At 68.5% G+C, this 12270-nt stretch carries 10 protein-coding genes; 3 read left to right on the top strand and 7 right to left on the bottom strand.

The features are described from left to right. The first annotated feature begins 1 nt into the window (after position 1). Positions 2-1813 (top strand): membrane protein insertase YidC, encoded by a 1812-nt coding sequence (yidC, locus tag OZ671_RS24865; RefSeq protein WP_268863215.1) that lies wholly within the window; start codon positions 2-4, stop codon positions 1811-1813. 142 nt (positions 1814-1955) lie between these two features. Then, positions 1956-2606: a ribosome biogenesis GTP-binding protein YihA/YsxC gene (gene yihA / locus OZ671_RS24860; protein ID WP_268863214.1), complete on the top strand. Its 651-nt coding sequence runs from the start codon at positions 1956-1958 to the stop codon at positions 2604-2606. Between the two features lie 70 nt (positions 2607-2676). Here the strand turns inward: yihA and polA are convergent, their stop codons facing one another. Beyond that, positions 2677-5703, bottom strand: a complete 3027-nt coding sequence (gene polA / locus OZ671_RS24855; RefSeq protein WP_268863213.1) for a DNA polymerase I — start codon at positions 5701-5703, stop codon at positions 2677-2679. A 470-nt stretch (positions 5704-6173) separates the two neighbouring features. On the opposite strand from polA, the gene OZ671_RS24850 reads away from it, so the two are divergent. Beyond that, a complete protein-coding gene (locus OZ671_RS24850; protein ID WP_268863212.1) occupies positions 6174-7028 on the top strand; it encodes a hypothetical protein in 855 nt (284 codons plus the stop codon). 16 nt (positions 7029-7044) lie between these two features. On the opposite strand, the gene OZ671_RS24845 is transcribed toward OZ671_RS24850, so the two are convergent. The 6 genes from OZ671_RS24845 to OZ671_RS24820 form a co-directional block, all read right to left on the bottom strand. Next, positions 7045-8079: an SMP-30/gluconolactonase/LRE family protein gene (locus OZ671_RS24845; protein WP_268863211.1), complete on the bottom strand. Its 1035-nt coding sequence runs from the start codon at positions 8077-8079 to the stop codon at positions 7045-7047. 85 nt (positions 8080-8164) lie between these two features. Continuing rightward, complete coding sequence (locus OZ671_RS24840) at positions 8165-9154, bottom strand: fumarylacetoacetate hydrolase family protein (RefSeq protein ID WP_268863210.1); 990 nt, start codon at positions 9152-9154, stop codon at positions 8165-8167. 5 nt (positions 9155-9159) lie between these two features. Continuing rightward, positions 9160-9936: a cyclase family protein gene (locus OZ671_RS24835; protein WP_038305201.1), complete on the bottom strand. Its 777-nt coding sequence runs from the start codon at positions 9934-9936 to the stop codon at positions 9160-9162. A gap of 13 nt (positions 9937-9949) precedes the next feature. Then, on the bottom strand, positions 9950-10714 hold the full coding sequence (locus OZ671_RS24830) for an ABC transporter permease (protein ID WP_268863209.1): 765 nt from the start codon (positions 10712-10714) through the stop codon (positions 9950-9952). Further along, positions 10711-11487 carry an ABC transporter permease gene (locus OZ671_RS24825; RefSeq protein ID WP_268863208.1) on the bottom strand — a complete coding sequence of 259 codons (777 nt, stop codon included), beginning with the start codon at positions 11485-11487 and terminating at the stop codon, positions 10711-10713. The genes OZ671_RS24830 and OZ671_RS24825 overlap by 4 nt, the downstream gene beginning before the upstream one ends. Then, the gene (locus OZ671_RS24820; RefSeq protein WP_038305193.1) at positions 11487-12266 is read right to left on the bottom strand and encodes an ABC transporter ATP-binding protein; all 780 of its coding nucleotides are present in this window, start codon (positions 12264-12266) and stop codon (positions 11487-11489) included. Before OZ671_RS24820 ends, OZ671_RS24825 begins: the two co-directional genes overlap by 1 nt. Positions 12267-12270: the final 4 nt, after the last annotated feature.

The raw sequence follows: 12270 nt of genomic DNA, 5'->3' as shown, positions 1-12270 counted from the left end.
GATGGCCGACAACAACCGCAATTACATCCTAGCGATCGTGCTCTCCATCCTGGTGCTGGTCGGCTGGCAGTATTTCGTCGGCATGCCCCAGATGGAGCGCCAGCGCGAGGCCCAGCGCCAGCAGCAGGCGCAACAGCAGGCCCAGCAGCAGGGTGCGCCGCAGCCGTCGGCCGGCGCGGCGCCCGGCGCCAGCGCCCCCGCCGCCATGGTCGCCCAGACGCGTGAACAGGTGATCGCCGCCACCCCGCGCGTCGCCATCGAGACGCCGCGCCTCACCGGCTCGATCAATCTCGTCGGCGGTCGTGTCGACGATCTCGTCCTCGCCACCTATCGGGAGACGGTGGAGAGGAACAGCCCGAACGTCATCCTGCTGTCGCCGCAGGGCTCGCCGATCGATCCGACCCATCATCGCCAGCCGTTCTACGCCGAATTCGGATTCGTGCCGGGCGCCGGCCAGACGATCCCGGTGCCCAATGCCGAGACCCGCTGGACCCAGACCGGCAGCGGCAAGCTGACGCCGTCGACGCCGGTGACGCTGACCTGGGACAATGGCCAGGGCCTCACCTTCCAGCGCACCTACGAGATCGACCCGACCTACATGATCACCGTGCGCGACAGCGTGGTGAACCGCGGTCAGGCGCAGGCTGTGCTGCACCCCTATGGCCTCATCTCGCGCCACGGCACGCCGCAGACCTCCGGCTACTACATCCTGCACGAGGGCCTGATCGGCGTGTTCGGCGACAAGGGCCTGCAGGAGGTCGGCTATTCCGCCATCGAGACGGCGCGGGCCCAGGCCTTCCGCTCGCGCGGCGGCTGGCTCGGCATCACCGACAAGTACTGGGCGGCGGCGCTGATCCCGGACCAGGCCACCGACACCGATTCGAGCTTCAAGTTCTTCCAGTCGGGCACGTTCAAGAGCTATCAGACCGACTATCTGAAGCCGGCCCTGACCATTGCCCCGGGCGCCACCGTCGAGACCACCTCGCGCCTGTTCGCCGGCGCCAAGGAAGTCGCCGTCGTCGACGGCTATGCGGCGAGCCTCAATGTCGACCGGTTCGACCGCCTGATCGACTGGGGCTGGTTCTATTTCATCACCAAGCCGCTGTTCAAGGTGATGGACTGGATCTTCCTGAAGACCGGCAATTTCGGCATCGCCATCCTGCTCGTCACCCTGCTGGTCAAGGCGCTGTTCTTCCCGCTCGCCAACAAGAGCTACGCCTCCATCACCATGATGAAGAAGGTGCAGCCGGAAATGATGGAAATCCGCGACCGCTTCGCGGACGACAAGATGAAGCAGCAGCAGGAGCTGATGGCGCTCTACAAGCGGGAGAAGATCAACCCGCTGGCGGGCTGTTGGCCGATCGTCATCCAGATCCCGGTGTTCTTCGCGCTCTACAAAGTGCTGTTCATCACCATCGAGATGCGCCAGGCGCCGTTCTTCGGCTGGATCCGCGACCTGTCGGCGCCGGACCCGACCTCGCTGTTCAATCTGTTCGGCCTCCTGCCCTTCGAGGTGCCGCATTTCCTGCTGATCGGCATTTGGCCGCTGATCATGGGCGTCACCATGTGGGTGCAGATGCAGATGAACCCGGCGCCGACCGATCCGATCCAGGCGACCTTCTTCAAGTGGATGCCGATCCTCTTCACCTTCATGCTCGCCTCGTTCCCCGCCGGCCTCGTCATCTACTGGGCCTGGAACAACACGCTGTCGGTGCTGCAGCAGGCGGTGATCATGCGCCGCTACGGCGTCAAGCTGGAGCTGTGGGACAACATCAAGTCGATGTTCGGCCAGGCGAAGAAACCCGCGAGCTGAGCCGGACCGGCACTTTCGAGAGGTCCCGCGCCTGCCGGCGCGGGATCGCCGTTGTTCAATAGGCTGCAGGGCGCCGCCGCCGACCTGAATGCAGGGCCGAAATGTGAGCGCCCCGCTGCAACCCATTCCGACGGAGCGGCCCGTGACCGACAGCCTGATCGAAACCGGACGCAAGCTGTTCGCGCGGCCCTGGATCTTCTGGCGCGGCACGCCCGACATGGCGCATCTGCCGCCCATGACCGGCGTCGAGGTCGCCTTTGCCGGCCGCTCCAATGTCGGCAAGTCCAGCCTGATCAACGCCCTCGTCAATCAGAACAACCTGGCGCGCACCTCCAACACGCCCGGCCGCACGCAGGAGCTGAACTTCTTCCATGCGCCGCCGCAGGACGGTGCGCCGGCCGATCTCGTCGTCGTGGACATGCCCGGCTACGGCTTCGCGGCCGCGCCGGAGGCCAAGGTGAAGGCCTGGACGCGGCTGATCCACGACTATCTGCGCGGCCGGCAGAATCTGGCGCGTGTCTACGTGCTGGTCGATGCCCGTCACGGCCTGAAGCCGGTCGACATGGAAGTGCTCGACGAACTCGGCAAGTCGGCCGTGTCCTATCAGGTCGTGCTGACCAAGGCCGATCAGATCTCCGCCAGCGCGCTCGCCGGCCTGACCGCCGCGACGCTCGCGACCTTGAAGACCCGCGCCGCCGCCTTCCCCGAGATCATCGCGACCTCCAGCCGCAAGGGGCTCGGCATTCCCGAACTGCGCGCCGCCATCGCCCAGGTCATCGCCGAGCGGCGGTGATCAGCGGCGAACGGCGAGTAGCGAACGGCTTGATCCCCATTCGCTACTTGCCATTCGCCATTCGCAGGGGTCAGTGCGCCTCTTCCCAATTGGCCGCGGCGCGCGCGTCGACGGCGAGCGGCACCTTGAGCTGGAGCGCCGGCATCGGCGCCTCCTCCATCACCCGGCGCACCACCGGCAGCGTCCGCTCCACCTGCTCGTCGGGCACCTCGAACACCAGTTCGTCGTGCACCTGCAGCAGCATCAGGCCGTCGAGCCGTGCGGCCGCCAGCGCCTCGTCCATGCGCGCCATGGCGCGGCGGATGATGTCGGCCGCCGAGCCCTGGATCGGCGCGTTGATCGCCTGGCGCTCGACGAAGGCACGTTCCGACGGATTGCCCGACTTGATCGCCGGGAAATGGCAGCGTCGGCCGAAAATGGTCTCGACATAGCCGTTGTCGCGGCAGAACGCCTTGGTCCGGTCCATGTAGTCGCGGATGCCGGGGAAGCGTTCGAAATATTTCTTGATATAGGCGCTCGCCTCCTCGCGGGCGATGCCGAGCTGGTTGGCGAGGCCGAAGGCGGAAATGCCGTAGATGATGCCGAAATTGATCGCCTTGGCGCGCCGGCGCACCAGCGGGTCCATGCCCTTGACCGGCACGCCGAACATTTCCGAGGCCGTCATGGCGTGGATGTCGACGCCGTCGGCGAAGGCCTGCCGGAGCTGCGGGATGTCGGCGATATGGGCGAGCACCCTGAGCTCGATCTGGCTGTAGTCGGCCGAGACGAGCTTGCGGCCGGGCGCGGCGATGAAGGCGGTGCGGATCTTGCGGCCTTCCTCGGTGCGCACCGGAATGTTCTGGATGTTCGGCTCCGAGGACGACAGGCGGCCGGTCGTGGTGGCGGCCAGCGAGAACGAGGTATGGACCCGGCCGGTCTCGGCGTTCACATAGGTCGGCAGCGCGTCGGTATAGGTCGACTTGAGCTTGGAGACCGTGCGCCATTCCAGGATCTTCTGGGGCAGGGCATGGCCCTCCTCGGCGAGATCCTCGAGCACGCCGGCCGCCGTCGACCAGGCGCCGGTCTTGGTCTTGGTGCCGCCCGGCAGGCCCATCTTGCCGAACAGGATGTCGCCGAGCTGTTTCGGCGAGCCCGGATTGAGCGGCTCGCCGGCGAGCTCCTGGATTTCGGCCTCGACGCGCGCCGCGGTCTGGGCGAAGTCGCCCGAGAGGCGCGCCAGAACCTGTCGGTCGATCAGGATGCCGCGCCGCTCCATGCCGGCCAGCACCTCGACCAGCGGCCGCTCCAGCGTCTCGTAGACGGTCGTCTTCGCCTCGGCCGGCAGGCGCGGCTTCAGCACCTGCCAGAGCCGCAGCGTCACGTCGGCGTCCTCGGCGGCATAGGCGGTGGCCTTGTCGAGCGGCACGCGGTCGAAGGTGATGGCGTTCTTGCCGGTGCCGGCGACGCTCGCATAGGCGATGGTCTCATGGCCGAGGTGACGCTCGGAGAGCGCGTCCATGCCGTGATTGCCCCGGCCGCCGTCGAGCACATAGGAGATCAGCATGGTGTCGTCGTAGGGCGCCACCCGGATGCCGTGCCGGCGAAGGATCAGGAGGTCGTATTTGAGGTTCTGGCCGATCTTCAGGACGCCGGGATCTTCCGCCAGCGCCTTCAGCCGGTCGAGCGCCGCCCGCGCCGGGATCTGGTCCGGCACGAGCCCTGAATCGAACAGGCCGGCATCGCCGCCGCGATGGCCGATCGGCACATAGGCCGCCCTGCCCGGTCCGTAGGCGAGCGAGAAGCCGACGAGATCCGCGCTCATCGCGTCCAGCGAGGTGGTCTCGGTATCGAGCGCGACAACGCCCTTTTCGCGCGCCTCGGCGATGAAGTCGTCGAGCGCCTCGACCGTGGTGATGCAGAGATAGCCCGACCGGTCGACCGGCGTCTGGCGCACCGCCTCGGCGATGCGCGCGGCGAGCGCTTCCGGTGTCGCCGCGCCGTCGGTATCAGGCTTCGCGGCCGCGGCCTCGGCTGCGCCCGGGGCTGCGGCCGGCGTCGCGGGGCGGGTCGCGCCGGGCGTGGCGGCCAGTTCGGGATCGGCCTCCACCGCGCCGGCATCGACGCCGTAGAGCTCGGCGACGCGCCGCGTGATGGTGGTGAACTCCATGGCCTTGAGGAAGCTCACCAGGGTGCGGCCGTCGGGCTTTTCGAGGCCGATATCGTCGAGCGGCACTTCCAGCGCGACGTCGCGGACAAGCTCGACCAGCCGGCGCGACAGGCGCACCCTCTCGACGACCGCCGGGTCGGTCAGGGTCTCGCGCCGCTTCGGCTGCTTGATCTCGCCGGCCCGCGCGAGCAACGCTTCGACATCGCCATATTCGGCGATGAGCTGCGCGGCCGTCTTGCGGCCGATGCCGGGCGCGCCGGGCACATTGTCCGAGGTGTCGCCCTCGAGCGCCTGGATGTCGATGATCTTCTCGGGCGGCAGGCCTTCCCAATATTCGGTGACGTCCCCGAGCTTGTCGGGCGGCACGTTCCAGCGCTCGAAACGGTCGCCATGGACGAGCAGGCGCTCGGGCCGGTAGCCGGGCTTGCCCTTGATGCCGCTTTCCGGGTCGTAGAAGGCGACCCGCGGCCCGACGAGCTGCATCAGGTCCTTGTCCGCCGAAATGATCAGCACGTCGGCGCCGCGCGCCTTGGCGAGCTCGGCATAGGTGGCGATCAGGTCGTCGGCCTCGTAGGTGTCCTGCTCGATCGGCAGGAGGCCGAAGGCCCGGATGGCGTGGCGCATCAGCGGGAACTGCGGCACGAGGTCTTCCGGCGGCGGCGGCCGGTTGCCCTTGTAGGCGGGATAGAGCGCCTTGCGGAACGAGTTCTCGCTCTTGTCCAGGATCATGGCGAGATGGGTCGGCGTCACGCCGAGCGCGCCGTCCTGGACGAATTGCAGGATCTTGGTGGCGAACAGCCGCACCGCGCCGGTCGGCAGGCCGTCCGAGCGGGAATTGTACTTCCGGTCCTGGTTCATCGACTGGAAATAGGAGCGGAACACGAAGGACGAGGCGTCGACGAGAAAGACACGATCGCCTTCGCGGACGGGGCGGTGATGATCTGCGGTCATGATGCGGTGCGGCCTCGGATGGGTCGGCTGCCATTATGACCGGCGCGGACGCCCGCGTCATGTCGTCTTCGGCTTCGCCCGAGCCCTTGTACCAGGCGGCTTTAGGGATCGTCGCCGGCTGTTTTCCACAGGAAAAGGCGTTGTCGGCGGCAGCCGGTCTGCACGGCTGAAGCGTGGCGCCCGCGGTACATGGGTGGCGCTGGCCAGGGCGGCGCCGGCGTTGCGGCATCGGCTCGGCCAGCCCGTGCCGGGGGCGGGCGACGCAACCAAGCTGCAACATGGCGATGCGATCCATCCGCCGGCGCCGCGATTCGGCGCCGCCCTGCACGGGCGGAAGAGCAGCACATCGCGGACAAATGTTGAAACAAGGCATTTCCGCGGCGAAATTACGCTGCTTCCCCTAGGAGATTCGCCGCGCCTGCCTTGGGTCCCGACCTCGCGACAGCCGGCCTTTTTGATTTGAGGATGCCATGGCCAACCCGATTTTCCCGACCAGACCCTTGCCGGTCATCCTGCCGAAGGCCACCAGCAAGATCGCGGCGATCTTTTTCTTCGTCGTTCTGATCGGCCTTGCCGGCGGCCTCGCCTATCTGGCCGGCCCCGGCCTGATCAGGGATTACCAGATCAGCGGCAACGACGTGCCGGCCGCCAACGCCCGCGTCGTCTCCGGCAAGTGCCGCAGCAAGCTGATCCTGCACTTCTGCGACGCCACGATCGAGCGGCGCGGCCCGTCGGGCTCGGCCCGGGAAGAGACGCATTTCGCCTTCCTCGACCTGCATTTCGGCTCCTACCAGGTGCATGTCGTCGAGCATAAGGACAATCCCTCGATGCAGACGACGTCGCTGGCGCTCGAGCATCTCTGGGACCGCATCCTGCTCGCGGTCGGCCTTTTCGCGCTGTTCGTCATCGGCGCCTTCGGCCTGCTCAGGAAGGCCTTCAGCCGCAACGAGGGCATGAACAAGGTGTTCAAGCCGCTGCACAACACGGTCATGACGCCGGTCATCGCCGACGTCACCGGCCACGACGAGGAAGGTGACAAGGGTTGGGTCTGGCGCTACACGCCGGCCGGACCCTCGCTCGGCAAGGAGACCGCCGTGCGCTTTCCAGCGGGCACCTGGCCGTTCTTTCTCAACCCGGAAAACACCAAGGCGCTGGCTGTCGTCGGCAGGCCCGGCAGCGAGGCGCTGCTGCTCGACGACGACCTGACGGTGATCGGGCTCAACGACGAGGAGCGCCATGCGCTGCAGGCGTGGCGCCAGTCGCTGCTCGCCAAGGCGGCCGAGCGCGCCGGCGCGGCCCAGGCGCCGGCGGCAACCCCGTCCTGACCGATCGCCGGCCGGCCTACCGTTCGTTCCAGTGGACCATCGGCAGGCCGGCGACCGGCGAGCGGAAGAACGGAATGCGCGTGCCGCGCAGCGAGCCGATATAGACGGTCGACAGGTCCGGCCCGCCGAAGGTGACCGAGGCGAACCACGGCGCGATGCGGCCGCCGGCGGCCAGCATCAGCTCCGGCGTCGCCGTGCCCTTGTAGAAGGCGTCCATCAGCTGGCGGCTCGCCCAGGGATCGTGGTCGTCCAGGATGATGCGCAGCTCGCCTTCCGGCGTGATCGCGAAGATGCGATCCATCATCACATGGGTGCCCCACAGATTGCCGTAGGCGTCGAAGGCGATGCCGTCGATCGGTGCGCCATGGTCCTCCGGGCCGAAGGTTTGCCGGCTCGTCAGGCTGCCGTCCTCGCCGACCCGGAACCGGGTGACGCGCGGCCCCGTGGTTTCCGCGACATAGAGCCATTCCTCGCGGGCATCGAGGCGGATCTCGTTGGTGAAGGCGATATTGTCGGCGACGACCCTGAGCCGGCCCTGGTCGAACAGGGCGATATAGCCGTCGACGATGGCGGGCGAGACGGCCTGCATCCAGTTGACGATGCGGGTGGAGATCGTCAGCCAGAGCCGGTCCCGGCTGTCGCGCAGAACGAAGTTGACCTTGCCGATCGGCCGCCCGTCGATCGTGTCCGCCAGCACCTCGGTGGCGCCGGTCGTCCGGTTCATCAGCTCCAGCCGGTCGGTGCCGAAATTGGAGATGACGATGTCGCCGTTGCGGGCGAAGGCGAGCCCGTTCGGCAGGGTCCCGACCGTGAAGCGGGTTTCTTCGTCGCCGGCGCCGGCAAAGGCCTGGCCCTCGCTCTGGGTGATCAGCTTCTGCGTGCCGTCGGGGCGGATATGCACGACGCCGCCGCGGGCGTCCGCCGCCCAGAGCGAGCCGTCACGCTCGGCCAGGATGCATTCGGGACGCTGCAGGCCCTCGCCGACATAGCCGATCTGGGTGCGGTCGACGGTAAAGCCGTCGATGGGGTTCTTGGCCGGGCTGCTGGCCATGGCGTTTCACTCGCAAGGTTCGCCCCGGGGTCTTGGTGCCCCGCGGGCCGGATGAAGGGAAGGGGGACGGCTGCCGCGGCAGCCGTCAGGCGTCGGTCCTCAGGACGCGGTTCGTCAGCGTGCCGAGACCTTCGACGCTCAGCTCGACCACGTCGCCGTGCTTCAGGAAGCGGTCATGCTCCAGGCCGCAGCCGCCATTGACCGTGCCCGAGCCGAAGAACTCGCCGGCATGCAGCGTCTCCGAGCGCGAGACATAGGCGATCATGTCCTCGAAGGAATGCAGCATTCCGGCCGTCGAGCTATCGGTCCACACCTCGCCGTTGACCCGGGCGACGGCCTTCAGCGCATAGGGGTCCGTTACCGCGTCGGCGGTGACGAGGTAGGGTCCCATCGCATTGCCGGCATCGAAGCTCTTGCCTTTCGCCGGGCCGAGCATGCCCTGCATTTCGGCGAGCTGGGCATCGCGCGCCGAGAAGTCGTTGAACACCATGTAGCCGAAGACGTGGCCGCGGGCGTCGGCATGGGCGATGTCGCTGCCGCCCTTGCCGAGCACGATGCCGAATTCCAGCTCGTAGTCCATGATCCGGCTATAGGTCGGCCAGCGGACGTCCGTGCCGGTGCCGACCACGCTGAAGCGGTTGGTGAAGTAGTAGATCGGCTTCTCGCGATAGATCGGCGGCACATCGGCGTCGGGCTTCAGCGCCAGCGCGCCGGCCTCGTCTCCCTTCATCCGCGCGATGATCCGGCGCATGCCCACCGGCGCATCGGTGATGTGGTCGGGGAAGACCGAGAAGTCGCGCATTTGCGGCGGCACCGGGATCGGCGCGAGCAGCCGCGTCTCGCCGAGCGGGCGCGTCAGGTCGGCCTCGCCGGCGCGCGCGTCGATCATCGCGCGCACGCGATCGAGGCCCGCGGGGCCCGCTGCGATCAGCGCCAGCATGGAGCCGAAGGCCTCGTCCGGCCGGCCGGCCCGGGCCGCGGCCGCGGCGAGATCCAGCACCGTCTCGGCGCCCTCGGCGCCGGTGACGACACCGAGCTTCTCGGCGTCGCCGGCGGAAAACGTGACGAGTTTCATCGGCGTCAGTCCTCGAAGATCGCGACCGCGCGGCAGAACCCGGCGGAGGCCTTGTGAATCTTGAACGGGAAGCAGGAGATCTGGAAGCCGGTCGCCGGCAGCTGGTCGAGATTGGTCAGCTTCTCGATATGGCCGTAGGCGCGCACCATGCCGGCGCGATGACCTTCCCAGATCAGGCCGGCATCCCCGGTCTCGGCATATTTCCTGGCGGTGTGGACGAAGGGCGCGTCCCAGCTCCAGGCGTCGGTGCCGGTGATGCGGACGCCGCGCTCGGTCAGATAGAGCGTCGCTTCGCGGCCCATGCCGCAGCCGCGCGCGAGATAGTCGGGCTCGCCGTAGCGCGCGCCGGCAGCGGTGTTGACCACCACGATGTCGAGCGGCTGCAGCGTCACGCCGGTGCGCTTCAGCTCGGCCTCGATATCGTCGGGGGTGGCCACATAGCCGTCGGGCAGGTGGCGGAAGTCGAGCTTGACGCCCCGCTGCAGGCACCAGTCGAGCGGCATTTCGTCGATCGTCCAGGCCGGCTTGCCGCCGTCGGTGGTCGAATGGAAATGATAGGGCGCGTCGAGATGGGTGCCGTTATGCGTGGAGCAGGCGAGCATCTCCACCGCCCAGCCGTCGCCGCCGGGCAGGTCGTCGGCGGTCAGGCCGGGAAAGAAGCGCAGGATCTGGTCGACGGAGGCCTTGTGGTCGACATAGGTGATCGACGGGGTCGTGCCCGGCGGATCGGACGCGATGTCGGACCTCAGCGATACCGAGAGATCGATGATGCGGCGCGCCATGAGTGTTCCTCCGTCAATGTTGGGTCTGCCAGCGCAGGGTACGCTTCTCGACGAGGCGCAGCGCCAGATTGGAAACGAGGCCGATCGCACCGAGCAGCGCGATGCCGGCGAACAGGTCGGCCGACTGGAACGAGCGGGCGGCGAGCAGGATGGCGGTGCCGAGCCCGGCCTGGGAGGCCAGCATCTCGCAGATGATCGCGAGGATCAGCGCCACCGTCATCGACAGCCGCATGCCGGCGAGGATGTCGGGCATGGCATTGGGCAGGCCCATCTTCCAGGCGAAGGCCGGCCCGGACATCTGCAGGCAGCGCGCCACCTCCTTCAGCCGTGGCTCGACCTCGGCGAAGCCGTGGATGGTGCCGAGCAGGGTCGGCCAGAGCGAGCCGAAGGCGACGACGGTCAGCGCCATGGCCGGCGACAGGCCCATCAGCGCGATGGCGACCGGAATGATCGCCGAGGCCGGCAGCGGCCGGAGGAATTCCAGCGTCGGCTGCAGATAGTCGCGGGCGGTCTTGGACAGGCCGATCGCCGCGCCCAGCACGATGCCGATCAGCCCGGCGAGCAGCCAGCCCTGCAGCATGCGGCCGACCGTGCCGAGCGTCTGGGCCGCGAGGTCGCCGCGCCGGAAGCCGTTGACGAGCGCCGCCCAGGCGTCGAACGGGTTCGGCACGAAGGCGCGCGAAACCCAGCCGGCCACCGAGGCGAGCCACCAGAGAAACAGCATGGCCGCGACGAGGGCGAGCGAGCCGATGAACAGGACGATGTCGCGGCTCTTCATGGCCGAGCCTCCGCGCCGATGCGCTGGTGACGGAACAGCCGGTGCTGCAGCGCGTTGAGCCCGGCATTGACGGCCCAGCCGAGGAACCCGATCCAGACGAGCGCCGCCAGCATCAGCTCCGGCCGCAGCGTCTGCTGGGCGATCATCAGCATGTAGCCGAGCCCCTGCGGATTGGCGGCGATCTCGACGGTGACCGCCACCACCAGGGCGAAGCCGGCGGCAAGGCGCAGCGCCACGAAGATGCGCGGCATGGCGGCCGGCAGCACGATCTTCCACAGGCGCTGCGCGCCCGAGAGGCCGAGCACGCGCGACACCTCCAGGAGCCGGGGCTCGATCTGCGACGCGGCGGCCTGGGCGAGGATCAGGCAGGGCCAGAAGGTGGCGAAGGCGACGATCGCCATCTCGATGCCGTAGCCGAAGCCGAACACCAGCATGGCGAGCGGGATGAGCGCGACCGAGGGGATCGGGCGGAACAGCTCGACCGCTGGTGTCGTCAGCGTGATGGCGGTGCGCGACAGGCCGATGAGGAAGCCGAGGGCGAGGCCGGTGACGGCGCCGAGGGCGAGCCCGCCGACGGCGCCGAGCAGGGTCTGCCAGGTGGCGAGGGCCAGCGTGCCGTCGCCCGCCGCCTCGACCCAGGCGCGGGCGACGGCGGTCGGCGCCGCGAGGCTTTCCGAATCCTTGCCCGGTCCCCGGAACCAGATCTCGGCCGCGGCGAGGAAGGCCACCGGCAATGCCGCGGCCTTGAGCCAGCGGGTGGAGGAGGAGGCCATCAGTGGCTCTCTTGCATCATGTCGAACAGGTCGCGCCGCAGCCTGAGGAAGTCGGGGTGCTCGCGCGTGGTGAGCTGGTTGCGCGGGCGGGCCAGCGGCACGTCGACCAGCCGGCCGATCCGGCCCGGATTGGGCATCAGCGCCACCACCCGGTCGCCGAGATAGAGCGCTTCCTCGAGATCGTGGGTGACGAAGAACACGGTCGTGTTGCGCTCGGCGGCGAGCGCCAGGACCTCGTCCTGGAGCTGCTGGCGCGTCATGGCGTCGAGCGCGCCGAACGGCTCGTCCATCAGCAGCACCTTCGGATCCTGCGCCAGGCAGCGGGCGATCTGCAGGCGCTGCTGCATGCCGCCGGAGAGCTGCGAGGGGAACTTGGCGCCGTGGTCCTTCAGGCCGACCTTGGCGAGCAGCGTCTCGATCAGCGGACCCTGCTCGGCGCGTGGCATGCCGGCCGCCTCCAGGGCGAGCGCGACATTGCCGCGCGCGTCGCGCCAGGGCAGCAGCGCCCGGCCGTAGTCCTGGAACACCACCGACACCTCGCGCGTCGGGCCGGTGATCGGCCGCCCGAACGAGGTGACGCTGCCGCCCGAGGCGGCAACGAGGCCGGCGACCACGCGCAGCAGCGTGGTCTTGCCGCAGCCGGAAGGTCCCATGACGCAGACGAACTCTCCCGGCTTCACCGAGAGGTTCACATCCGTCAGGATCGGCTTGCCGCCGAGCTCCACACGGAGCCCGGCGAAGGCGATCGCGGCCTGGTCGGCCGGCGAACGGGCGAGCATGGTC

The sequence above is a fragment of the Phreatobacter sp. AB_2022a genome (assembly GCF_026847585.1).
In the GTDB taxonomy this organism is placed as follows: Bacteria; Pseudomonadota; Alphaproteobacteria; order Rhizobiales; family Phreatobacteraceae; genus Phreatobacter.
Note: the sequence above shows the minus strand (reverse complement) of the source record. Positions and strands in the feature narration are given on the sequence as shown.